Annotated in this window: 24 protein-coding genes, 2 tRNA genes and 1 pseudogene; 15 read left to right on the top strand and 12 right to left on the bottom strand. The window is 73.1% G+C overall.

Annotation, left to right across the window (positions count from 1 at the left end):
* The first annotated feature begins 104 nt into the window (after window positions 1-104).
* Window positions 105-878 carry a class E sortase gene (locus ABT300_RS14535; RefSeq protein ID WP_351674932.1) on the top strand — a complete coding sequence of 258 codons (774 nt, stop codon included), beginning with the start codon at window positions 105-107 and terminating at the stop codon, window positions 876-878.
* A 120-nt stretch (window positions 879-998) separates the two neighbouring features.
* On the opposite strand, the pseudogene ABT300_RS14530 reads toward ABT300_RS14535, so the two are convergent.
* The 3 genes and pseudogenes from ABT300_RS14530 to ABT300_RS14520 form a co-directional block, all read right to left on the bottom strand.
* Window positions 999-1772: pseudogene (locus ABT300_RS14530) on the bottom strand (DUF817 domain-containing protein); the annotation flags it as partial.
* Window positions 1773-1950: 178 nt separating this feature from the next.
* Window positions 1951-2343, bottom strand: a complete 393-nt coding sequence (locus ABT300_RS14525; protein WP_351674914.1) for a GntR family transcriptional regulator — start codon at window positions 2341-2343, stop codon at window positions 1951-1953.
* Entirely contained in the window at window positions 2336-3094 is a 759-nt protein-coding gene (locus ABT300_RS14520; protein WP_351674913.1) for a hypothetical protein, read from the bottom strand. The genes ABT300_RS14525 and ABT300_RS14520 overlap by 8 nt, the downstream gene beginning before the upstream one ends.
* Before the next feature lie 170 nt (window positions 3095-3264).
* Here ABT300_RS14520 and ABT300_RS14515 point away from each other — a divergent pair, with 170 nt between their 5' ends.
* From ABT300_RS14515 to ABT300_RS14505, 3 genes are all read left to right on the top strand, one after another.
* Entirely contained in the window at window positions 3265-3582 is a 318-nt protein-coding gene (locus ABT300_RS14515; protein WP_351674912.1) for a DUF6412 domain-containing protein, read from the top strand.
* A gap of 96 nt (window positions 3583-3678) precedes the next feature.
* Window positions 3679-4377, top strand: a complete 699-nt coding sequence (locus ABT300_RS14510) for a YidC/Oxa1 family membrane protein insertase (protein ID WP_351674911.1) — start codon at window positions 3679-3681, stop codon at window positions 4375-4377.
* Between the two features lie 137 nt (window positions 4378-4514).
* Entirely contained in the window at window positions 4515-5369 is an 855-nt protein-coding gene (locus tag ABT300_RS14505) for a fumarylacetoacetate hydrolase family protein (protein ID WP_351674909.1), read from the top strand.
* Window positions 5370-5448: 79 nt separating this feature from the next.
* On the opposite strand, the gene ABT300_RS14500 is transcribed toward ABT300_RS14505, so the two are convergent.
* Window positions 5449-5955: a heme-degrading domain-containing protein gene (locus ABT300_RS14500; protein WP_351674907.1), complete on the bottom strand. Its 507-nt coding sequence runs from the start codon at window positions 5953-5955 to the stop codon at window positions 5449-5451.
* Window positions 5955-7052: a Gfo/Idh/MocA family protein gene (locus ABT300_RS14495; protein ID WP_351674905.1), complete on the bottom strand. Its 1098-nt coding sequence runs from the start codon at window positions 7050-7052 to the stop codon at window positions 5955-5957. The genes ABT300_RS14500 and ABT300_RS14495 overlap by 1 nt, the downstream gene beginning before the upstream one ends.
* A 55-nt stretch (window positions 7053-7107) precedes the next feature.
* On the opposite strand from ABT300_RS14495, the gene ABT300_RS14490 reads away from it, so the two are divergent.
* From ABT300_RS14490 to ABT300_RS14470, 5 genes are all read left to right on the top strand, one after another.
* The gene (locus ABT300_RS14490) at window positions 7108-8214 is read left to right on the top strand and encodes an ROK family transcriptional regulator (RefSeq protein WP_351674903.1); all 1107 of its coding nucleotides are present in this window, start codon (window positions 7108-7110) and stop codon (window positions 8212-8214) included.
* A gap of 78 nt (window positions 8215-8292) precedes the next feature.
* On the top strand, window positions 8293-9174 hold the full coding sequence (locus ABT300_RS14485; RefSeq protein WP_351674930.1) for a hypothetical protein: 882 nt from the start codon (window positions 8293-8295) through the stop codon (window positions 9172-9174).
* 123 nt (window positions 9175-9297) lie between these two features.
* Window positions 9298-10077, top strand: a complete 780-nt coding sequence (locus ABT300_RS14480; RefSeq protein WP_351674901.1) for an HAD-IIA family hydrolase — start codon at window positions 9298-9300, stop codon at window positions 10075-10077.
* Window positions 10078-10272: 195 nt separating this feature from the next.
* Complete coding sequence (locus ABT300_RS14475; RefSeq protein ID WP_351674900.1) at window positions 10273-10887, top strand: hypothetical protein; 615 nt, start codon at window positions 10273-10275, stop codon at window positions 10885-10887.
* A gap of 3 nt (window positions 10888-10890) precedes the next feature.
* Window positions 10891-11562, top strand: coding sequence for a class F sortase (locus ABT300_RS14470; protein ID WP_351674898.1), 672 nt, complete (start codon window positions 10891-10893; stop codon window positions 11560-11562).
* A gap of 60 nt (window positions 11563-11622) precedes the next feature.
* On the opposite strand, the gene ABT300_RS14465 is transcribed toward ABT300_RS14470, so the two are convergent.
* Window positions 11623-11696 (bottom strand) — tRNA-Lys (locus ABT300_RS14465).
* A gap of 205 nt (window positions 11697-11901) precedes the next feature.
* Here ABT300_RS14465 and ABT300_RS14460 point away from each other — a divergent pair.
* From ABT300_RS14460 to ABT300_RS14440, 5 genes are all read left to right on the top strand, one after another.
* A complete protein-coding gene (locus ABT300_RS14460) occupies window positions 11902-13506 on the top strand; it encodes a peptidoglycan-binding protein (RefSeq protein ID WP_351674896.1) in 1605 nt (534 codons plus the stop codon).
* 177 nt (window positions 13507-13683) lie between these two features.
* Window positions 13684-14790 carry an SPFH domain-containing protein gene (locus ABT300_RS14455; RefSeq protein WP_351674894.1) on the top strand — a complete coding sequence of 369 codons (1107 nt, stop codon included), beginning with the start codon at window positions 13684-13686 and terminating at the stop codon, window positions 14788-14790.
* Window positions 14791-14914: 124 nt separating this feature from the next.
* Window positions 14915-15520, top strand: a complete 606-nt coding sequence (locus tag ABT300_RS14450; RefSeq protein WP_351674892.1) for a lytic polysaccharide monooxygenase auxiliary activity family 9 protein — start codon at window positions 14915-14917, stop codon at window positions 15518-15520.
* A gap of 111 nt (window positions 15521-15631) precedes the next feature.
* Complete coding sequence (locus ABT300_RS14445) at window positions 15632-16096, top strand: DUF3592 domain-containing protein (protein ID WP_351674890.1); 465 nt, start codon at window positions 15632-15634, stop codon at window positions 16094-16096.
* A 55-nt stretch (window positions 16097-16151) separates the two neighbouring features.
* Window positions 16152-17930 carry an AMP-binding protein gene (locus tag ABT300_RS14440; protein WP_351674889.1) on the top strand — a complete coding sequence of 593 codons (1779 nt, stop codon included), beginning with the start codon at window positions 16152-16154 and terminating at the stop codon, window positions 17928-17930.
* Here ABT300_RS14440 and ABT300_RS14435 read toward each other — a convergent pair.
* The 6 genes from ABT300_RS14435 to ehuB all read right to left on the bottom strand — a co-directional run bounded on the left by ABT300_RS14435 (window position 17896) and on the right by ehuB (window position 22152).
* Window positions 17896-17969, bottom strand: a tRNA-Lys gene (locus ABT300_RS14435). The two genes, ABT300_RS14440 and ABT300_RS14435, sit on opposite strands and share 35 nt — an antisense overlap.
* A 103-nt stretch (window positions 17970-18072) precedes the next feature.
* Window positions 18073-18831, bottom strand: coding sequence for an IclR family transcriptional regulator (locus tag ABT300_RS14430; RefSeq protein WP_351674887.1), 759 nt, complete (start codon window positions 18829-18831; stop codon window positions 18073-18075).
* A 193-nt stretch (window positions 18832-19024) separates the two neighbouring features.
* Window positions 19025-19849, bottom strand: coding sequence for an ectoine/hydroxyectoine ABC transporter ATP-binding protein EhuA (ehuA, locus tag ABT300_RS14425; RefSeq protein ID WP_452989266.1), 825 nt, complete (start codon window positions 19847-19849; stop codon window positions 19025-19027).
* Window positions 19839-20486 (bottom strand): ectoine/hydroxyectoine ABC transporter permease subunit EhuD, encoded by a 648-nt coding sequence (ehuD, locus tag ABT300_RS14420; protein WP_351674885.1) that lies wholly within the window; start codon window positions 20484-20486, stop codon window positions 19839-19841. Before ehuD ends, ehuA begins: the two co-directional genes overlap by 11 nt.
* The gene (ehuC, locus tag ABT300_RS14415) at window positions 20483-21226 is read right to left on the bottom strand and encodes an ectoine/hydroxyectoine ABC transporter permease subunit EhuC (protein ID WP_351674883.1); all 744 of its coding nucleotides are present in this window, start codon (window positions 21224-21226) and stop codon (window positions 20483-20485) included. Before ehuC ends, ehuD begins: the two co-directional genes overlap by 4 nt.
* Window positions 21226-22152: an ectoine/hydroxyectoine ABC transporter substrate-binding protein EhuB gene (gene ehuB / locus ABT300_RS14410; RefSeq protein ID WP_351674881.1), complete on the bottom strand. Its 927-nt coding sequence runs from the start codon at window positions 22150-22152 to the stop codon at window positions 21226-21228. The genes ehuC and ehuB overlap by 1 nt, the downstream gene beginning before the upstream one ends.
* 307 nt (window positions 22153-22459) lie before the next feature.
* Between ehuB and ABT300_RS14405 the strand changes: the two genes are divergently transcribed.
* Entirely contained in the window at window positions 22460-22957 is a 498-nt protein-coding gene (locus tag ABT300_RS14405; RefSeq protein WP_351674879.1) for a cupin domain-containing protein, read from the top strand.
* Window positions 22958-22964: the final 7 nt, after the last annotated feature.

Raw genomic sequence — 22964 nt, 5'->3', positions numbered from 1 at the left:
CTCCGGTCGGCCGACGCGTCCTCCTCGGCCGACGCTTCCCCCTCGGCCGACGCGTTCCCGTCGTCGGGCACGGCTCCCGGCGGCGTCGTGCCCGGCGCCGGCGGATGCTGTGGACCGGCGCCGAACTCCTCGTCACCGCCGGGGTGCTGGTGCTCCTCCTCGTCGTCCACCAGCTGTGGTGGACCAACCGGGAGGCGAAGGTCGGCGCCGAGCGCGGGGTGGAGGCACTGGAACGGGCATGGCAGAGCGGCGAGGCGGACGGGCGTCAGGGCGCCGCCGGTGACGGGGGCCCGGGCGCCGACACCGCCGCCGCCGATCGGTCCGCCGGGGACGGGGATGGGGAGGTGGACGGGGGCGATGCCGGCGTCGACGGCGGCAGCGGCTCGTCGGCAGGGGGCGGCGGCGGGAGCGGCGTCCCGCGCGCCTCCCAGGCCTACGCCGTCCTGCGCATTCCCCGGCTCGGCCTCCGGGTGCCGGTCGCCGAGGGCACGAGCACGCCGAAGGTCCTCAACAAGGGGTACGCGGGTCACTACAGCGGCAGTCAACAGCCGGGACAGCAGGGCAACTTCGCGGTCGCCGGGCACCGCAACACGCACGGCGAGCCCTTCCGGTACCTCAACCGCCTGGGGAAGGGCGACAAGGTGGAGGTGGAGACCCGCGACGCCACGTACACCTACCTCGTCGACAAGGTCCTGCCGCAGACCTCACCCCGTGACGCGGGCGTCATCGGACCCGTGCCCCGCTCCCTCACGAAGCCCGGCGTCGGCTACCGCGTCCCCGGCCGCTACCTCACGCTCACCACCTGCACGCCCGAGTACACCTCCCGGTACCGGCTGGTCGTCTGGGGCGTCCTGGTCGCCGCGCAGCCGCGCGGATAGGGCGCCGTCGCCCCGGTGCTCCCGGAGTTCGCGGCGCCCCCTGCGGGCCCCGCAGATGACGAAGGTGACGCTGATCAGCAGCGCCCACGAGACCCACTTGGAGAGGGAGACGGGCTCCCAGCCGTCGAGCTGGTAGGGGTAGGTCCAGGCGCGGAGGTAGGTGGCGATGTTCTCGGCCAGCCAGAGGAAGAAGCCGATCAGCGTGAAGGCGAGCGCCAGCGGCATCCGGTGCCTCCGCCTGCCGACCGTGAAGTGCGCCCACGTGCCCGCCGTGGCGGCCAGCAGCAGCGCGCCGAGCGGCAGCCGCAGGTCCGGCAGCCAGTGATGGGTCAGGAAGTTCGCGTACAGGCCGACGGCGAGCACGGCGGTGGAAAGGGGCCGGTAGCGGGTCAGCGACAGGTCGAGCAGCCGCCAGGACCGGCAGACGTAGCTGCCGACGGCTGCGTACATGAAGCCGCCGTACAACGGCACTCCGGCGATCTTGGTGAGGCCGGGCTCGGGGTAGCTCCACGAGCCGACCCGCACCTTCACCAGTTCGAAGGCGAGCCCCAGGACATGGCAGACGGCCACCACCGCGACCTCCCGCCGGGACTCCCAGCCCAGGAGCCACGCGAGAGCGGTGAGCAGCACGCCGTAGGCGAGGAGGAGGTCGTAGCGGGCGACCGGGAGGGCCGGGAGCAGTCGGGAGACGGCCATGCCGCCGAGCAGCGCGACCGCGAAGGCGCAGCAGCGCGCCTGTACCCAGCCGAAGCGCGCCAGCTGCCCGGCGAATACCCCCAACCCGCGGGCCACTCTCCGGCGCGCCTCGCGTGCCTCGCGTGCCTTGTGCGTCTGTCGGGCTTCGCGCGTCTCGTGTGTCTCGCGCGTCTCGTGGGACCTGTGCGCCTCGTGCATGTCGTGCAGGTGCATGGTCATGTAGAGCGCCCCGGCGGGCTGGGCGGTTGCGGACGGCAGCGCCGGGTCCCGTCCGAGACCGCTGCGACCCCGCCGCTGCGCCCCGCCGTTGCGACTCCTCCCTACGACCTCACCGCTACGACCTCACCGCTACGACCCCACCGCCGCGACCCCACCCCTACGCCCCCTCCCCGATCTCCTCCAGTGCCTTGTGGACGGCGGCCAGGACGGCGTCGGCGTCGGCGCCGAGGGCGCGCGCGGACGCCGTGAAGTCACGTGCCAGTGTGGCCAGTTGCCCGGGGTCGGGGCGTTCGGGGCGGGCGCGGGGAGCCGCCACCCGGGAGCCGGCGCCGCGCCGGGTGCGGATCAGCTCGGCGGCCTCCAGCTCGCGGTAGGCGCGGGCCACGGTCCCCGGCGCCAGTCCCAGGTCGGCGGCGAGCTGGCGGACGGTCGGCAGCCGCTCGCCCTCCGTCAGCCGGCCGGTGACGATCAGCGCGGCGAGCTGGGAGCGGATCTGGTCGTACGGGGGCACCTGGCTGGTGGTGTCGACGCGTACCGCGGGCTCACTCATCGCCGACGGCCCGGGGCGCGACGACGGTGAACAGGCACCATCCCAGGGTGAACAGGGAGAGCAGTCCCAGGGGATAGATCACCAGGGCGGTGACGTTGCCGAGCATGCCGGCGCAGGTCGTGCGGGACAGCACCCGGCCGATCATGCCGAGGACGATCAGCAGCTGGCTGGAGACCAGCAGCCCCCAGGCGCCGGTGATGGCCCAGCTGCGGTCGTGGCGCCGCAGGTTGTCGCCGGGACGGTGGGCGATGCGGCGCAGCGCCCAGACGCAGGCGGCGGTGCCGAGGGCGAGGGCGGCGAGCGCCGGGGCGGCGTAGTGCAGGCCGGGCCAGGGGCCGAGCAGTCTCGGTCTGCCCGCGGTACAGGTGACGGTGAGGGTGCGGCCGGCCCTGCCGTGGGCGTCCGGGGAGGCCATGAGGGTCCCTATCGTCAGCAGGACGGCGATGCAGGCCGCTTCGAAGACCAGCAGCGGCGCCATCCGCGGCGGGACGTGGTCGCGTACCCGGCGCGGGGCGAGGCCGGCGGTGCGGACCGCCTCCAGGGGAGCGGGGGTGAGGGAGTCTCCGAGCAGGACTCCGCCGACGGCGCACAGTCCGAACGCGGTGACCGCGCTGAGGAAGCGCATGGCGAGGTCGTCGCTGTCCCAGAACCCCAGCGGCTGCGCCACGACGACTCCCAGGGCCAGGCCGGCCCAGCGGGCGCAGAGGTCGGCGCGCGCCAGCAGCCGTTCCGGCGAGACGGTGTCGATCATGGCGGACCCCCCGGTCGATGCTTGTATCAAGTAGTGAGTACAAGATGCCGTGCGCGGGATCTTGTGTCAAACACTTGATACAAGCTGCACGAGCTGCCTTGTCCGGGACGCCGGGGAACCATCGCGGCGTCCCGGACGTCCTCCTGTGAGCAGGAAGGGAGCGGACAGGCATGCCGCACAACCGGTTCGACGCGCGTCGCGCCGTCATGCCCGTCCTGTTGCTCGTCCTCCTCGACGTCCTGCTGCTGGACTCGGGAAGCCTCACCGCCGCCGTCGCCCTCGCCGCGACCGCCGCCGCCTCCTCCGCGCTCACCGTCTGCACCGTCGTGGCCGCGCGCAGCGCGCCCCGCGTGCCGCCCACCCGGGTGCGCACAGCGATCAGGGACCGGGCCCGGCGCACGGCCTTCCTGCCGCAGCGCGACCCGGACGCGTCCGGCCGGTCCCGCCCCCGAGCGCCCGGTCGGGTCCTTCCGGCGACCGCCGCGTAGGGCACGTCCGACGCTGTCCTCGTGACCCGCGCGGGTCGTCATGCCGCCAACCCCGTTGTCCCCGGCACGACGAGACCCCCGGAGGGCTCCTCGCCCATGTCCGTTTTCGCCAGTCTGGTCGAGCATCTCGCCGACCTGCTCCAGCCCCTGTTCGGCGCGGCCGCGGCGGCCGCCGCGATCGTCCTGTTCACCGCGCTCGTACGGCTGCTCGTCCATCCGCTGTCCCGCGCGGCCGCCCGGGGGCAGAAGGCCCGCACCGCCCTGCAGCCGAGGATCGCCGAACTGCGGGACAAGCACGCCAAGGACCCCGAACGACTGCAGAAGGCCGTGCTGGAACTGCACGCCGCGGAAAAGGTGTCGCCGCTCTCGGGCTGTCTGCCGAGCCTGCTCCAGGCTCCCGCGTTCTTCGTGCTCTACCACCTCTTCTCCAGCGCCTCGATCGGCGGTGAGAGCAACGGGCTGCTCGACCACCGGCTGTTCGCCGCGCCCCTCGGCGACCGCTGGGCGGACGCGCTGGCCGCAGGCGGCCCGGTCGGCGGGGCCGGACTGGTCTACCTCGTGCTGTTCGCCGTGGTGGCCGCGGTGGCCGCCTTCAACTTCCTGCGCGCCAGGCGGACGCCGTTGCCCGTGACCGGCGGCCAGGACGTGCCCGGGGTCGGCGTCGTCGCCAGGGTCATGCCGTTCCTGTCGTACGCCACGCTGGTCACGGTGGCCGTCGTCCCGCTGGCCGCCGCGCTGTACGTGGTCACGTCGACGACGTGGAGCGCGGTCGAACGGGCCGTCCTCTACCGGTGACCGGCCGCACGTCGTCGCGGTGACGGTCCAGTACGTGAACCGGGTATTGCGGAGCGGACGCCCAGCTTGGACGATCGACCAGTCCTCCGATGGCTGCACCCGTCGGAGGACGCCCGCGATCCAGGGAGACGATCATCATGAAGTTGCTGCGAGTCGGTGCGAAGGGAACGGAGCGTCCTGCGCTGCTCGACTCCGAGGGGGTCCTGCGGGACCTCTCCGGGGTCGTCCAGGACATCGACGGGGCGCTGCTCGCCGACGACGCGGCGCTCGGCCGGGTCCGGGCCGCCGCCGAGTCCGGGGCGCTCCCGGCGCTGGACGCGGCCGGGCTGCGGATCGGACCGCCGCTGGCACGGATCGGCAAGATCGTGTGCATCGGGCTGAACTACCACGACCACGCCCGGGAGACGGGGGCCGAGCCGCCCGCCGAGCCCGTGATCTTCTTCAAGGCGGCGGACACGGTCGTGGGGCCGTACGACACCGTGCTGATCCCGCGCGGGTCGGTCAAGACCGACTGGGAGGTGGAGCTCGCCGTCGTCGTCGGGCGCACGGCCCGCTACCTGGAGTCCGCCGAGGAGGGGCTCGCGCACGTCGCCGGCTACGCGGTGGCGCACGACGTGTCCGAGCGGGAGTTCCAGATCGAGCGCGGCGGGACCTGGGACAAGGGCAAGAACTGCGAGACGTTCAACCCGCTCGGGCCGTGGCTGGTGACGGCGGACGAGATCGCCGACCCGCAGGACCTCTCCCTGAGGCTCTGGGTCAACGGGGAGCTGAAGCAGGACGGCACGACGGCGGAGCAGATCTTCGCCGTCGGCGAGGTCCTGCGGTACGTCAGCCAGTTCATGACGCTGTATCCCGGGGACGTCGTCAACACGGGGACGCCGGCCGGTGTGGCCCTCGGGGAGCCCGACCCGAAGCCGTTCCTGCGGAGCGGGGACGTGGTGGAGCTGGAGATCTCGGGGCTGGGACGGCAGCGGCAGGTGTTCGCCGGGTAGCCGGCCCGGCGGCGGCCCCAGAGGTTGCTCGGCGTCCGGGTCGCAGGCCGCCGAGCCCCGCATCCTCGTGGACCTGTGGTTAGAGGTACTTCTCCAGGAACTGCTCCAGGGCCGCCACCACGAAGCGGTGGTCCTCGAGTTGGGGGAGGCCCGAGACCGTCACCGCGCCGACGATGCCCACGCCCTCCACATTGATCGGGAAGGAGCCGCCGTGGGCCGCGTAGGCGTCCGGGTCGAGGCGGGAGGACTCCTCGAACGTCGTCCCCCGGGCGCGGAAGCGGGCCCCGACCAGGTACGACGAGGCGCCGAAGCGCTCCACCACCCGGCGCTTGCGGACGATCCAGGCGTCGTTGTCGGGGGTCGAGCCGGGCAGGGCGGCGTGGAAGAGCTGCTGGCCGGCCCGGTGGATGTCGACGGCCACCGGCGCCTGGCCCTCGCGGGCCAGCTCCACCAGCAGCGAGCCGAGCGCCCACGCGTCGTCGTGGGTGAACTGGCGGAAGACCAGCCGCCGTTCCTGGGTCTGCAGTTCCTCCAGGGTCGGGGTGATCTCCGGAGTGAACTTCGGGGTGATCTCGTGGGTGCCCATTACAGCGTCACCGCCACTTTGTCTCGTGCCGAACGGCGGGCCGCCTCCAGGACGTCGAGGGCGGCGGCCGCCTCGACGGCGGTCACCGGGCCCGGGCCGCCGTCGATCAGTGCCTTGGTCACCGCAGCGTAGTAGGCCGGGTAGTCGCCCGGGAGGGTCCGTTCGGGGCGTCCGCCGCCGGTCAGCGGGGACTCGCCGGCGCCGACCCGGCCCCACAGCTCCTCCGGTTCCGTGCCCCAGGCGGGAGAGCCGGCCGGGCCGCCGGGCCGCAGGCCCTCGCGCAGCGCCGCCTCCTGCGGGTCCAGGCCGTACTTCACGTACCCCGCCTTCGAGCCCAGCACCCGGAAGCGGGGGCCGAGTTGGGCGGTCGTCGCGGAGACGTGGAGGTGGGAGCGGACGCCGTTCGCGTGCGTGAGCGCGATGAACGTGTCGTCGTCGGTCTCCGCGCCCGGCCGGCGGACGTCCGTCTCGGCGTACACGAGGGCCGCCGGGCCGAACAGCACCAGCGCCTGGTCCACGACGTGGCTGCCGAGGTCGTAGAGCAGACCTCCGATCTCTGCCGGGTCGCCGGACTCCCGCCAGCCGCCCTTCGGCAGCGGCCGCCACCGCTCGAAGCGCGACTCGAAGCGCTGGACGTCGCCCAGCGCGCCCTCGTCCAGCAGCTTGCGCAGGGTCAGGAAGTCGTTGTCCCAGCGGCGGTTCTGGAAGACGGACAGGAGCAGCCCGCGTTCCTCGGCGAGGGCGGCCAGCGCACGGGCCTCGGCCGCCGTGCCCGCGACCGGCTTGTCGACGACGACCGGCAGACCGGCCTGCAGAGCGGCGGTCGCGAGCGGCACATGCGTCCTGTTCGGGGACGCGACGACGACCAGGTCCAGCTCGTCGGCCCGGGAGAGGAGCTCGTCGGAGCCGGCGGCGAGGCGCACGTCGGGGAACTCGGCGCGGGCCTGCTCCTGCCGCTCCGGGTTCGAGGTGACCACCGTGTCGAGCACGAGGCCGTCGGCGGCGGCGATCAGCGGGGCGTGGAAGACGGAGCCCGCGAGGCCGTAGCCGATCAGGCCCACGCGCAGAGGAGTCCCGCCAGTCTTGCGTCCAGTCATGAGCCCACTTTCGCAACACTGTTGCCAAAGTGCAAGCAGGAGGGAGAATGGCGGCGTGAACAGGACGAACGGCGGCGGCCGCCCGACCGGTGTGAACCTGCCGGGTCTGCGCAGCCACAACACCGCGCTCGTGCTCGACCTGCTGCGCACGGCCGGCCTGGACGGCATCAGCAGACTCGAGCTCGCCGAGCGGACCGGCCTCACCCCGCAGGCCGTCAGCAAGATCACCGCTCGGCTCCGCGAGGAGGGGCTGGCGGCGGAGGCGGGCCGGCGCGCGTCGACCGGCGGCAAGCCGCGCACGGTCCTGCGGCTGGTCCCCGGCGCCGGCCACGCCGTAGGCGTCCACCTCGACCGGGACGAGCTGAGAGCGGTGCTGGTCGACCTCGACGGGACCGTGGTGGGGGAGCGGCGCGTGCCGCTGGACCTGGGCGCGGGCGCGGAGGCGGTGCTGGGGGCGGTCGTCCGGGAGGCCGGTCCGCTGATCCGGGCCGCGGGCGGCGCCTTCTTCGGCGTCGGCGTGGCGCTGCCCGGACCGCTCGACCACGCCCACGGGGTGCTGCACCGGATCACCGGCTACCCCGAGTGGGACGGCTTCCCGCTGCGGGACGCGCTGGCGGCGCGGCTCGGGACGCCGGTCGTCGTCGACAAGGACACCAACGCCGTCGCGCTCGGACTCGCCGTCGGCGGAGAGCGCGGCTCCTTCGCCTGTCTGCACCTCGGCACCGGTCTCGGCGCGGGCCTGGTGATCGGCGGGACCGTGCACCGGGGCGCGCGCACCGGCGCGGGGGAGTTCGGGCACCAGGTCGTGCAGCTGGACGGACCGCCGTGCCCGTGCGGCAACCGGGGGTGCGTCGAGGCGCTGTGCCTGGCCGCGCTCGCCCGGGGGGACGTGGGCGAGACGGCGCGCGTGCTGGGGGTGGCCGCCGCGAACCTGGCGGGGCTGCTCGACATCGACGCCGTGCTGCTGGGCGGGCGGACCGTCGCGGCCGACCCCGAGCCCTTCCTGCGCGGTGTGGCCGCCGTCCTCGACACCCACGCCCGCCGCGAGGGCGCCCCGCAGAACGCCGTCCCGGTGCGCCTCGCCCCGGGCGGCCCGCGCAACGTGGCGGAGGGCGCCGCCCAGCTCCTCCTGGCCCCGCTGTTCGGCCGCGAGACCGGCTGAGCCGAACGAGGGGACGCGTGCCGTCGCGCGGTGTGGCGGGGGCGGTCCGGTCGGATCATCGTGCAGGCTCACGTGTTCATGCGACTGTGCCCGCCTGTCTCCCTCTGTCTCGCCGCGGCCGCCGCCCTCCTCCCCGTGCCCGCGCACGCGGAAGCCCCCGTGCCCGCGCACGCGGAAGCCGCACCGGGTTGCGCCGGCTCCGGCGCCGACGGCTTCCCGCTCACCACCCGTCTGCACGGCGGCCCCGACTCCTACCGGCCCGGCGGCGGTTTCGGCGCCTGGTACCTCGACCTCACCAACACCACCCGCCGCGCCTGCGACGACGTCCATCCCGTCGTCGTCCTGGTCGACGCGGGGCACGAGCTGAAACCGGATCAGCCGCGCCTGGAGTTCTACGCCGGCGGACGGGCGCACCCGGTGCGCTTCGAGTCCACCGACGACGACGAGCTGGTCGGCGTCTTCGCCGACGACCGGGGGGCCGGGGCCTTCTCCGGATTCCGTGTGGAGCCCGGACGGACCCTCACGGTCAAGCTGCGGCTGGCCCTCGCCCCGGACACCGCCCCGAACGTCGTCACCGCCAACGCGGCCGTCGTCCAGCGGCACGGCGACGACGGCGACTGGGTCGGGCAGTCGAACGACTACCGCTTCTCCGTCGAGACCGCGCCCGCCTCCCCGCCCGCAACGCGGCCCGACGCCGACGCCGATGCCGATGCCGACACCGGCGTCGAACCGCAGACGGGGAAGGCCGAGGCGGGCTCCGGTTCGGCCGCCCCGCACTCCGCGCCCCCGGCGACGCCCTCCCCCCGCCCCTCCGACGCCGACGCCGGTGCTCTCTCCCTCGCCGACGAGGCCGCGGAGCTGGCCCGCACGGGCCTGTCCTCGCCCACCGCGCTCGGCGTCGTCGGCGCGGGCTTCCTGATCGCCGGAGCGGCCATGCTGCTGGCCCGCCGACGACGCTGACATCGGGGGCGCGTCCCAGCAGGTGGACGGCCTGGAAGCGGCCATTCCCCAAGATCGGCCCTGTGATTAGGCTGGGGCGCACGCAGCACCTGCGTCCTCGCGCACGGCAGGGAGATCCCGCACATGGCAGACCGCAAGCCCATCGAGTCATGGCTCACCGACATGGACGGTGTGCTCATCCACGAGGGTGTGCCGATCCCCGGCGCCGACGCCTTCCTGAAGAAGCTGCGGGAGTCCGGCAAGCCCTTCCTCGTCCTGACCAACAACTCGATCTACACCCCGCGCGACCTGCACGCCCGGCTGCGGCGGATGGGCCTGGACGTGCCGATCGACAACATCTGGACCTCCGCGCTGGCCACCGCCCAGTTCCTCGGCGACCAGCGGCCCGAGGGCACGGCGTACGTCATCGGCGAAGCCGGGCTGACCACCGCCCTGCACGACATCGGTTACGTCCTCACCGACCACGAGCCCGACTACGTGGTGCTCGGCGAGACCCGCACCTACTCCTTCGAGGCGATGACGAAGGCGGTCCGTCTCATCAACGACGGCGCGCGTTTCATCTGCACCAACCCGGACGAGACGGGCCCCTCCGTCGAGGGCGCGCTGCCCGCCACCGGGGCCGTCGCCGCGCTGATCACCAAGGCGACCGGCAAGAACCCGTACTTCGCGGGCAAGCCGAACCCGCTGATGATGCGCACCGGACTCAACGCCATCGGCGCCCACTCCGAGACCAGCGCGATGATCGGCGACCGCATGGACACCGACGTGCTGGCCGGCATGGAGGCCGGCATGCAGACGTTCCTGGTGCTCACCGGTCTGACCACGCCGGAGCAGGTCGAGGACTTCCCGTACCGGCCGTCGAAGATCGTGGACTCGATCGCGGACCTCGTCGACCGGGTCTGACACGGCGCGACCCGGTCGGCCCGGTCCGAGAGGCGCGCGGACCCGGTCGACCGGGTCCGAGAAGCGCGCGGACCTCGTCGACCGGGTCCGAAACCCCCGGCCTCGTGCGTGCCACCCGTACGGAGCAGTGAAACCCCGCCAGGGGATGCGCCCGGCGACCCGGCGGGGGACTCTCCAGAGAGCTGGAGGTTCACGATGAGTTCACTCAAGGTCACTCTCTGTTCCGGTGTCGCGGCGGTCGTCGCGGCGCTGGTCCCCGCGGTGCTCGTCCCCATGGCGTACGCCCCCTCGGCCCACGCCACGGGTGACGGCGGCAGCGTCTCGGTCACGCCGGCCAAGCCGGCGCCCGGGGCCGAGATCACGCTGAAGGTCACGGGTTGCGCCGGCCGCACGGCCACCGCGACCTCGGACGCCTTCGTCTCGGACGTACGGCTCAGCGGTTCGGGCGGCTCGCTCGTCGGCGACACCCGGGTCCGCTCCTCGGTCGCCGTCGGCGCCTACGACGTGCGGATCACCTGCGTCGACTTCACGGTCAAGGGCCGGATCAGCGTCGTCGCCCCGTCGCCCGCCGAGCCGTCGCGGCCGCGGGTATCGCCGGTCCCCCCGACGCAGGACGCCGCTACGGCCGCCGCCTCTCCCGTCGCCCCGGTCCGCGCGGGCGGCGGCGGTGCGGCTCCGCTCGCCGCCGTGGAGGAGGCCCGGGTGGACGGCCCCGGCGCGGTGCAGGCGGTCGTCGGTCTGGTGCTTGCGGGCGTCGCCGCGGCCGCTGTCGTCTTCCGCGGTGTGCGGCGGAGACGCAGGACGGACTGAGCCGTGTCCGACCGCGAGCGCGCTTCCGGCCGCCTCCTCACCTGCCTGGCCTGGGCGGTGCTGCTGCTCGGGCTGTGGCTGTGGGGGCGTCACGTGACCGAGGTGCGGCACGGCGGATCCGGTCCGGCCGCCGGCGACATGGCCGCGGGCGGTCGCCCGCCGGTCGTGCTCCCGCCCGCGGTCGAGCCGTTGGGGGCGGCGCTGCCACGACGCGTCGACATCCCCGAGCTCGGCGTGCAGGCCCCGGTCGTCGCCCGCGGCCTCGACGGGGACGGGGCCGTCGACCCGCCGCCCTTCGACCAGGCGGGCGTCGTCGGCTGGTACGCCGGGGGCGCGAAGCCCGGCGCGCGGGGCGCCGCCCTGCTGGTGGGGCACGTCGACACCGAGACGCGGCCCGCCGTCTTCTACAAGCTGAGCACGCTCCGCGGCGGCGAGACGGTCCGGGTGGTCCGGGACGACGGGAAGGTCGCCGAGTTCACCGTCGACGACGTCGAGGTCGTCCCGCGCGACCGCTTCGACGCCCGGCTCGCCTACGGCGCCCACCGGGCGGGCCGCGCCGAACTGCGCCTCATCACCTGCGGCGGCGTCTTCGACCGGACCAGCCACAGCTACACGGCGAACGTGATCGTGTCGGCGTACCTGACGGGCGCCGAAGCCGGACGTGGTGCGACGTGACGTGAGGGGAACGCGAACGAACGAAGGCCCCTCGCTCTCGCGAGGGGCCTTCGTCGTCTGTGCGCCGCCAGGGACTCGAACCCCGGACCCGCTGATTAAGAGTCAGCTGCTCTAACCAACTGAGCTAGCGGCGCTTGCACTGACGTCGTCACTCTACAGGACCTTGGAGGGTGTCTCCGACCGCCCGGGGCTGCCGGCGTGCGGGTCTCGAGGGCGCTGGGCCGGGCGGGCGGCGGTTACATCATTCGGACCGTCAGCATGCGCGTCGACAAGACGGTTGAGAAACTGGCGAACGTGCACAGCCGCGGACATTTCCAGCTGAAGTGTGAGGGGAATCGCATGGAGCCTCCGGCATTCGAGGAATTCGATCCCAGGAGCGACTGCGAGTGCCCCGGATGCGCGGTACGCCGACGGGCGGCCCCGAATGCCCCGGCCGGTCGGTTCAGCGGCTTCCCGTCCGCGCACCGTGCCCTGGTCGTGGCCACCGCGACGGCCGCGGCGTTCGGCGCGGTGCACGCGGCGCCCGCCGCCGCCGCTCCTCGAGCCCCCGACCGTCCCGGCGTTCCCGCAGGTGACGAGCCCAAGACGCCTCAGGGGGTGAGGGCCCCGCTGCACGGCCTCGGAGGCCGGCCGGGGCGTCCGGGCGGGGCGGCGGGACCGGTCGTGACGCCTGCGACGACCCGGGCCGACATCATCAGGCGGGCCAAGGAGTGGGTTTCGGCGCAGGTCCCGTACAGCATGAGCGCCTACTGGTGGGACGGATACCGGCAGGACTGCTCCGGTTTCGTCTCCATGGCCTGGAACCTGCCCCGGAACGAGTGGACGGGCAGTCTCCACCTGTTCGGGACGAGGATTTCCAAGGAGGAACTCCAGCCCGGCGACATTCTGCTGTTCCACAATCCGTCCGACCCCGAGAAGGGCTCGCACGTCGTCCTTTTCGGCGGCTGGACGGACTACACGCACAGCTATTACGTCGTCTACGAGCAGACCCGTCCGACCACGCGCCGCCAGGCCACTCCCTACGCTTACTGGAGCCATTCCGACCGCTACGTCCCCTATCGCTACAAGGGTCTCAGCCCGGCCGCGCAGACCGCGGCGGACCAGTTCGGCAGCACCGGCGGCGCCGGCGGCAACCCGGGGGGAAACGCGGGCGGGGACAAGCCCGGCGGGCAGCACGCCGCGCCGCCGGCGTTCCCCGGACGGGCGGCTTTCGGACCCGGCGCGGACAACAGGTACGTCACCCTGCTCGGCCGGCTCCTCGTCGAGCGGGGCGCCGGGCGCTTCTACGCCTCGGGTCCCGGCCCGCGCTGGTCGGCCGCCGACGGCAGGGCCACCCGGGCCTTCCAGCGCGCCCAGGGCTGGAGCGGCGGCGACGCCGACGGTCTGCCCGGCCCGAGGACCTGGGCGTTGCTGGTCTCCGGCAGGGGCAGGGACGTCACGGGGCCGCCGACGTCGCAGGCCCCGAGGCCCCCGCAGCCCCCGTATGTTGCGCAGGTCCCGCATGTCCCGCAGGCTCCGCAGGACCCGCGTTTGCCCGGCTCCGGCACGAGCCCGGGGGGCGGCGGCGAGTCCGGAGCAGGGTCCGGGTCCGGGGCAGGGTCCGGGTCCGGATCAGAGGCAGGGTCAGGGTCAGTATCGGGGGCCCGGCCGGGTGTCGGGGGGCCGCCCGTCGCTCCCGCCCCCTCGGGGCCGCCGGCGCCCCGCTTCCCCGCCTACCCCGGCCGGGGCGTGTTCCGGCCCGGCGTGCAGAGCGCGTACGTCACGCAGTTGGGGCGGCAGTTGGTGAAGAAAGGATTCGGCAGGCATTACGCGACGGGTCCGGGACCGCGCTGGGGCGAGGTGGACCGGCGAGCGGTCGAGGCCTTCCAGCGTGCCCAGGGCTGGCGCGGCGGCGCGGCCGACGGCTACCCGGGCCCCGAGACCTGGCGGCGGCTCTTCTCCTAGGACCGCCGCAGACCCGGCGGCGGAACCGGACCGCCCCCCCCCGCCCGAGCAGAACCGACCCGCCCGTCCCCCCCAAAAAAAGACCGTCCACCCCCACCCACCCCACCCCGTTCCCCGCACACCGTTCCGTTCCCCCCACTGTCATGGCGTATCTGGCGCGGAGGCTGGAGGCACGCAATGCACACGACCACTTCTCCCACACCCGAGTCCGAGGGGCCGTCGAGGCCCGCACGGCTCATCCAGAACGAGGCGACCACCGAGATCCCCGTCCACCTGCTGTTCCGTGACGAGCCCGAGCCGCGGCCGGTGCCCGTCGGACCGGCCGTGGTGGGAAGCCGGGCGGGCACCGGGGAGCAGCCGAGGCTACGCCGGCCGATGCCCGTGCAGTCCCGCCCCGCACCGCAGCCGGACCCGGAGCTCGCGGAGCGGCCGGCGCGGGTGCTGCCCGGCGCCGTGGGCGTGCTCGCCGGGGTCTGCGGTGTGGCCGGCTGTGCGGCCGCTTCGTGGTGGGCCGGGGTCCTGCCGCCGCTCACGGTGGCGGCGCTGCGGCTGCCGGAGATCGCGGGCGCGGGCCTCGGTCCGGCGCAGTGGGCGGCGTACGCGGGCGCGGGCGCGCTGGCGCTGTTCGGTTTCGGCGGTCTCGCCCGTGGACGGACCGGGCGGGCCTGGGTGCTCGGCCTGTTCGGCCGCTACCGGGGGACGGTGCGGCGCACCGGGCTGCTGTGGGTGAACCCGCTGCTGCTGCGCCGCCGGGTGGACGTGCGGCTGCGGCACTGGCGCAGCGAGCCGATGTTCGCCGCCGACGGCAGCGGTGTCGCGCTGCGGGTGGTGGCCCTGGTGGTGTGGCGGGTGCGGGACACCGCGCGGGCCACGCTGGGGGTGGAGGACCATGAGACGTATCTGCGCGAGTGCGTCGAGGCGGCCCTGGCCCGGATCCCGGTGGAGACGCCCGGCGCGGGCCGGGGCTCGGTGGAGGCGGCCGGGGAGGCGCTGACCCGGCTGGTCGCGCGGGACGCGGGGGTGGTCGGCGTCGAGGTGTTCTCGGTGCAGCCGGTCCGGGTGGAGTACGCCCCCGAGGTCGCCGCGGCCATGAACCGCCGCCGTATCGCCGCGCTCGACGCCCAGCACCGGGCCACCGTGCTGACCTCGGTCGTCGACTCGGTGGAGGACACGGTGACCCGGCTGACCATGCGCGGGCTCGTGGAACTGGACGACTACGAGCGCAAGGCGCTGGTGAAGGACCTGACCGTGGCCTTCTGCGCGGGCCGGGAGCAGTCGCCCTGACGGCCCGTCGAACAGAACCGGCGACGGGTATGGACATGTCCCGCGCCCGCCCATAATCTCGAACTTGGTCTAGACCTGCACGGCTCGGCTCACTGAACTCCCCACGTTCTCCAGGAGCGGCAGCATGCGCAAAAAGACCAAGTGGTACGCCGCCGCGCTCGGGCTCACCACGGCGGGAGCCTTCGTGCTCACCGCCGGCGGCGCGAGCGGCCACGGCTACACCGACCTCCCCGTCAGTCGGCAGAAGCTCTGTCAGAACGGCTCCGTGACCGGCTGCGGCGACATCCAGTGGGAGCCGCAGAGCGTCGAGGGGCCCAAGGGCTTCCCGGGCTCCGGTCCGGCGGACGGCCGGATCTGTTCGGGCGGCAACACCCGCTTCGCCCAGCTCGACAGTGCGCGGACCCCCTCGGGCGGGGCGTGGCCGACCACCAGGGTGAACGGCGGGCGGAGCTACACCTTCCGCTGGCAGTTCACCGCGATGCACGCCACGACCGACTTCAAGTACTTCGTCACCAGGCAGGGCTGGAACCAGAGCCACAACCTGGCCCGCTCCGACCTCGCCCTCACGCCGTTCCTGACCGTGCCCTACGGCGGTCAGCGGCCCCCGTCGACCCTCTCGCACAGCGGCACGCTGCCGTCCGGGCTCAGCGGACGGCACGTGATCGTCGCCGTGTGGACGATCGCCGACACGGCCAACGCCTTCTACGCCTGCTCCGACGTCACGTTCTGAGCGGCCGGTCTTCCTGAGCATTGCCTGAGCTCCCCCGGGCCCGCGCGAGGGTACGGTACGTTCCCTGCACGCCGACACGACCGACCGGCGTCAGGACTTTCGGGGGAGTTCATGGAAGCGTTCTTCTACATAGTGCCGGCGATCATGATCGCCGGCGTACTCTTCGCCGCGTACAAGGTGCTCGGCCGCACCCGGCAGGTCAGGGCGGCCTGGGACAGCGGAGTCACCGCCGAGGGCCGCTGTCTGCGGGCCTACACGCGCACGAGCGGCGGGGGCAATGACACCTCGGTGAGCACCACCCTGCACCACGTCTACGAGTTCACCACCAGGGACGGCCGCGCCTTCCGCTTCGACGAGGGCGGCGGTCCGGGCACCACCATCGAGGGCGACATCGTCACCGTGTTCTACGCGCCCGAGCACCCCGAAGGGGCCACGGCCCGCCCGCCGAGCCGGGGCAGGCTCGCTGCGGGCACGGGCTGTCTGCTGGCCTTCTTCGCAGTGTTCATCGCCGGCTGTGTCACCTTCATGGTCTCGGTCCACACCATGTTCGCCGATGTCGACCGCCTGATCCCCTGACGGCGGGCCGCCCGGCTCTCCACATCTGACGGTACGTCAACTACCGTGCGCGCCCATGGAGTCCACCAGGGGAACGGGTACCGTCGCCGAACTCGTGGCCGCCCGCTGGGGCGATCGCCGGCCGGGGCTGTGGTGCGAGGACACCGTCCTCACGCACCACGAGGTCGCCGCCGGCGCCGCCGCCCGGGCGGCCCTGCTGGCCGAACTGCTGCCGCCGGGCGGCCCGCCGCACCTCGGGCTGCTGCTGGACAACACCCCGGAGTTCCCGCTCTGGCTGTCGGCCGCGGCCCTCGCCGGGGCGGCCGTCGCCGGAATCAACTCCACCCGGCGCGGCCCCGAGCTGGCCCGGGACGTCCTGCACACCGAGTGCCGGCTGCTGATCACCGAGCCGGCCCACCTGCGGCTGCTCAGGGGGCTCGACCTGCCCGGGGTCCGTCTGCTGGTCACCGGCACGCCGGAGTACGACGAGCTCCTCGCCCCGTACGCGGACGCCCGCCCGGACCCGTCCCGCGCCACGCCCGCCGCCCGGCTCCTCCTCTACTTCACCTCCGGCTCGACCGGCGCGCCCAAGGCCGCCGTCTGCACTCAGGGCCGGCTGGCGGCCGCGGGACGCTCCCTGGTGGAGCAGTTCGCCGTCGGCCCGGACGACGTGCACTACGTCTGCATGCCGATGTTCCACGGCAACGCGGTGATCGCCGACTGGGCGCCCGCGCTGACGGCCGGCGCCGGCGTCGCGCTGCGGCGGCGCTTCTCGGCGTCCGGGTTCCTGGCGGACGTACGACGGCGCCGGGCGACGTACTTCACCTATGTCGGCCGGGCGATCCAGTACGTCCTGGCCACCGAGCCGAGCCCGGACGACCGCGACCACGTGCTGCGGCTGGGCTTCGGCACCGAGGCCGGAGCGGTGGACGCGGCCGCCTTCGAGCGGCGGTTCGGGGTGCGCCTGGTGGAGGGGTACGGCTCCTCGGAGGGCGGGGCGGCGGTGCAGTGGTCGCCCGGCACTCCGCCGGGGGCGGTCGGCCGGGCGGGCGCGGGTCTCGTCGTCCTCGACCCGAAGACGTGCGAGGAGTGTCCGCGGGCCGTGTTCGACGCGGCGGGGCGGCTGCTGAACGGCGACGCGGCGATCGGGGAGCTGGTCAACCGGGGCCCGAACCCCTTCGAGGGCTACTGGCGCAATCCGGCGGCGGAGGCCGAGCGGCGCCGGGAGGACGGCGCGTACTGGACCGGCGACCTCTTCTACCGGGACCGCGAGGGCTTCCTCTACTTCGCGGGCCGCACCGACGACCGGCTCCGCGTGGACGGCGAGAACCTGGCCGCCGCGATGATCGAGAACATCCTCGCCCGGTACGACGGCGCGGACGCCGTCGCCGTCTACGCGGTGCCGGACCCGGTGACCGGCGACCAGGTGATGGCGACGCTGGCCGGCGCCTTCGACCCGGCGGGCTTCGCGGGGTTCCTGCTCGCCCAGCCCGACCTGGGCACGAAGATGGCGCCCCGGTTCGTGCGGGTGGTGGAGCGGATGCCCGTCACCGCGACGAACAAGATCCACCGGGCGCTGCTGCGACGCGAGGGGCCGCGCTGCGCCGACCCGGTGTGGTGGCGGCCGCCGGGGGAGCAGGCCTACCGGAGGCTGACGGCGAAGGAGGCCGAGGAGGCCGTACCGGTCGGACCGGAGGGGCGGGTCGGGCCGGAGGGGCGGGTCGGGCAGGGCGGGTCGCCGAAGGAAGAGGGCGCCGGAAAGGGCGAAGGGGGCGGGCAAGCCGAAGGGCCCCTCGTGTTCACGAGAGGCCCTTCTTCTGTGCGCCGCCAGGGACTCGAACCCCGGACCCGCTGATTAAGAGTCAGCTGCTCTAACCAACTGAGCTAGCGGCGCATGACTCTCGCCCTCCGCCCTTCGGCGGCCGGCGACGAAGAAAATACTACCTGGTCTGCGGGGGTGCTTCCGACCATGCGGAGACGCCCCCCGGAGGCGCGCCTCAGATGGCGAGCGACAGCAGTACCGGCGCCGCGTTCCTGTTCAGGGTCTCGGCGGCCTGGCGGAGCCGATGGGCGTGGGCGACGGGCAGGGAGAGGGCCAGACAGCCCGCCGTGGAGCCGGCGGTGATCGGGACGGCCGCGCAGACCGTGCCGATCGCGTACTCCTGGAGGTCGAGCACCGGGACGGTGGGCGCCTGGGCCTCCAGCCGGGACAGCAGCAGCTTGTCGCTGGTGATGGTGCGCGAGGTGAGCCGGGCCATCTTGTGCCGGGAGAGGTGGTCACGGCGGCCGTTGTGGTCGAGCTGGCCGAGCAGGCTCTTGCCGAGCGCGGTGGCGTGCGCGGAGCGGCGGAAGTCGAACCACTCGTTGACGGACGGCGTGGCGGGGCCGTCCGCGTACTGGGTGATGGTGACCTCGCCGTCGACGTACCGGCTGATGTAGACGGCCGCGCCCACGGAGTCGCGCAGCCGGTCGAGGGTGTGCTGGAGCCTCGCGCGCAGGGCCTGGTCGTGGTCCTGCGCGGAGCCGAGGCGGGTGAGTGCGTCGCCCGTCACGTACACCCCGTCGGCGAGCTGCTCGACGTATCCCTCGCGGCGGAGCATCCGCAGGAGCGTGGTCAGGCGCTCCGGGCCGAGGCCGGTGAGGCGGGCGAGTCGGCTGTCGGTGATTCCGGTGGGGTGCCGCGCCACGTTCTCCAGGACGCGCAACGCGTGCTGGGTCGAGTGGTACGGCGCGGTCGGCTCGTGTTTCAGCGCCACGGTTCCCCCTGCGCTCGCGGTGTCGGCTGCGCCTGCCTATGGGCCGTAATCCGGTCAGTGAACCGCTACCACGATAGCCGGGGACGGGCCCGTGGGGAGGGGCGTCGACGGGATTGCCGGCCCCCTCCCCAGCAGCCCGTTCCTCTGGCATATGCCGAAGAGGGGGGAATCGGGGTCCGGGACGACGGGCTCGTCACAGCACGGCGCTGAGGAACTCCCGGGTCCGTTCCCGCTCCGGGTCGCTGAACATCTTCTCCGGCGGGCCCGACTCGATGACGCGTCCCGAGTCGAACATCAGCACCTGGTCGGAGACGTCCCGGGCGAAGCCCATCTCGTGGGTCACGCAGAGCATCGTGATGTCGGTGCTGCGGGCGATGTCCCGCAGCACGTCCAGGACGCCGGCCACCAGCTCCGGGTCCAGCGCGGAGGTCACCTCGTCCAGCAGCAGGACCTGCGGCCGCATCGCCAGCGCCCGCGCGATCGCCACCCGCTGCTGCTGGCCGCCGGACAGCTGGCTCGGGTACTTGTCGATGTGCTCGGTCAGGCCGACCAGTTCGAGCAGTTCGCGGGCCCGCTGCTCCGCCTCGTCCCGGGACAGGCCGAGGACGGTGACGGGGGCCTCGGTGATGTTGCGCAGCACCTTCATGTTCGGGAAGAGGTTGAACTGCTGGAAGACCATCCCGATGTTCTTGCGGACCTCCCGGACGTGCTTCTCGCCGGCCGGGACCAGTCTGCCGTCGCGTTCCTCGTGGGTCAGGTACGCGCCGCCCACCTTGATGGAGCCCTCGTCGGGCGTCGCCAGGGTCATCAGCAGCCGCAGGATCGTCGTCTTGCCGGAGCCCGACGGGCCGATGAGCGTGACGTGCTTGCCGGAGTCGACGGAGAAGTCGAGCCGGTCGAGGACGGTGTTGTCGCCGAAGCGCTTGGTGACCTTGTCGAAGCGGATCAGCTCACTGCCGTCCACCGGCGGGTTGGCGAGGGACTCGAGGGTCTGTGCGGGATCGGTGTCAGCGGACAAGGCGTCGCTCCAGGGCTCGGATCAGAAGGGAGGCGGGGTAGGCGATGACGACGAACGCCACGCCCACGACGGTCAGCGCCTCCGTGGTGAAGGTCTCGTTGCTGAAGGTCTGGGCCTCGCCGAGCATGTCGAAGGCGCCGATGGTCGCGATCATCGGAGAGTCCTTGAGCATGGCGATGACGTAGTTGCCCAGCGGCGGGACGACCCGGCGGATCGCCTGCGGGAGGATCACGACCCGCCAGGTGCGGCCCTTGGACAGGCTCAGCGCCGTGGCCGCCTCCCACTGACCGACGGGCACGCCGTCGATGCCCGCCCGGTACACCTCGGCGGTGTAGGTGGAGTAGTGCAGTCCGAGACCGACGACGCCGGTGGTGAGCGGCGACATCGAAGGGCCGAAGTTCGGCACCACGTAGAACAGGAAGAACAGCTGCACCAGCAGCGGCGTGTTGCGGATGAACTCCGTGACGGCGACGACCGGCCAGCGCACCCACGCCCGCCCGGACCGCTGGGCGAGCGCCCACACCAGTCCCAGCGCGAAGGCGATCAGCGTGCCGACGGCCAGCGCCTGCAGGGTGACGAGCACGCCGTCCCAGAACCGCGGCATGAAGTCGTCCACGACGTTCCAGTCCCAGCTCATGCCGTGCCTCCTGCCGTGGACTGCGAACCGGCGGGCACGCGTTCGCCGCGCGCGCCGGACGCGGGAGCGGTCCCGCCGGTCTTCCCGGGCCGCTGCCCGACCCCCGCCTTGGCCCTGCGCTCCAGCAGCCGCATGCCGCGGGTGATGAGGAAGGCGAGGACGAAGTACAGGACCAGCAGCAGCGTGTACACCGGGGTCGTCTCGTTGGTGCCCAGCCGGACCAGGTTGCCGGCGAACGTCATGTCCGCCACGGTGATGACCGAGACCAGGGCGGTGCCCTTCAGCAACTCGACCAACAGGTTGTTGAACGGCGGGATCATCTCGGGCCAGGCCTGGGGCAGTTCGATCAGGCGCAGCCGCTGCAGTCGGCTGAAGTTGAGCGCGATGCCCGCCTCCCGCTGCGCCGGGGAGACGGCGGCAAGGGACCCGCGGACGATCTCGGAGCCGTACGCGCCGTAGGTCAGGCCCAGCGCGCTGACCCCGGCCCACATGGGCGCCAGCTGCCAGCCGAACAGGGGCAGCGCGAAGAACATCCAGAACATCAGCACCAGCGCCGACATGCCCCGGAAGACCTCGAAGTAGGTCCCGGCGACGAAGCGGACGATCCAGAGCCGCGAACCGCGGGCCAGCCCGACCCCGAAGGAGACGGCCGCGGCGAGGGCCGCGGCGTACACCGTCACCTGGCAGGTGACCCAGACGCCCGGCAGGAACCAGGCGGTGAAGAACTCGGAACTCATCATCAGCCGCACAGCTCCTTCGCCGTGAGGTCCGTCATGTCGGCCCTCTCGAAGCCGAAGGGGCCGACGATCCGCAGGAGTTCGCGGTAGTCGTCCTTCTTGAGCTTCAGCAGTTCCCCGTTGAACGCGTCACGGAGGTTCTTCTCGGACTGCCGGAAGGCGAAGCCGCCCGCGCCGTAGGCCGGTTCGCCGTCCACCACGGGCTGGAACGGCTCGGTCGCGGACACCCGTCCGGAACTCGCCACCGCCGACTTCACCGTGATGCGGGTGCCCGCGAAGGCGTCCACCCGGCCCTGGGCCACCGCGTCCAGACCGGCCACCTGGTCCGGCAGGACCAGGACGTCCCCGATGCCCGCGGCCTTGGCGTAGTCGATCTGGGCGTACGCCTTCCCGGAGGCGAGCCTGAGCCCCTTCTTCCTGACGTCGTCGTACGTCCTGATGCCGTGCGGATTGCCCTTGCGGACGATGAAGGAGTCCAGCATCAGATAGTCCGGGTCGGCGAACAGCACCTGCTCGCACCGGACCGGGTTGATGTACATCCCGGCGGACACCACGTCGAACTGCCGTGCCTTGAGGCCCGGTATGAGGGCGCCGAAGTCCACCGGCACCGGCTCGACGTCGTCGATGCCGAGCCGTTTGAAGATCACCCTCGCGATCGCGGGCGCTTCCCCGGTGGCCCGTCCGTCTTCCCCGACATACCCGAAGGGCGGCTCGCTGGCGATGCCGATCTTCACGGACCCCTGCCTGCGCAGCGTGTCCAGAAGGCCGCCCCCCAACACCTTCCCGTCGTCCGGGACACGGCTGCAGCCGACCGCCCCCAGACCCCCCGCAGCGCTCAGCGACACCGCCGCGGCGAGCAGCGAGCGGCGGCTGGGTCCTCTGTGGGGTCGGGAGCCGGTTCCTGATCGATGTGCTTGTGGTCGAGCCATGGGCGCGCCGCTACCCGGCTTCCGGCGGGTTATGCGGATCGCTTCCGGCCCCGTTCCTCGCGAGGCGCCTCGCGAAGGGCCTCGCGACGGCGCTCCCGCCCCCACCCCACGGGCGGCCGGAAGGGCGTCTCCCGTGCTGCTCAGCGCTGGCACGGCTGCCGCCGGACCGTCGGCGACCGGATGGAAATTGACCCATGAGAATGACCTCGAAATGAACCTCTCGACGGGTCTTTCGAGGGCCTAGATTCATGGGTGACGGGTCCGACGGCCACCGCCGCGGACCGCCCACCGATTGTCGGGAGTCCCCATGAGCAGCCCCCTCGTCGTCCGCTCCGGCCAGGCCGAGACCCTCCAGGACGGCGCCCTCAGCCTGATCACGCTGCTCGCCGACGCGGACGCCACCGGCGAGGCCCTCACCGCCAACAAGGCGACCTTCGCCGAGGGCTCGCCCGGCGCTCCGGCGCACTTCCACACCAGGGCGACCGAGGTGTTCTACGTCCTGGACGGCCGGATGCGCTTCCTGGTCGGCGACGAGGTGCGCACCCTGGAACGGGGCGACTTCCTCACCGTCCCGCCGCACGTCCCGCACGCCTTCGCGCCGGCCCCCGGCAGCACCGCCGAACTCCTCGTCCTCTTCACGCCCGGACTGCACCGCTTCGACTACTACAGGCTGCTGGAGCGCGTGCACCACGGGGAGGCGGGCGTCGAGGAGATCCGCGCGAGCTCCGAGCGCTACGACAACCACTACGTCGACAGCGCGCTGTGGCGTGACGAGCTGCGCCGGCCGGTCCCGGACCGCGCCTGAGCCGGCC

The sequence above is a fragment of the Streptomyces sp. NPDC001027 genome, from assembly GCF_040299045.1.
Classification (GTDB): Bacteria; Actinomycetota; Actinomycetes; order Streptomycetales; family Streptomycetaceae; genus Streptomyces.
Note: the sequence above shows the minus strand (reverse complement) of the source record. Positions and strands in the feature narration are given on the sequence as shown.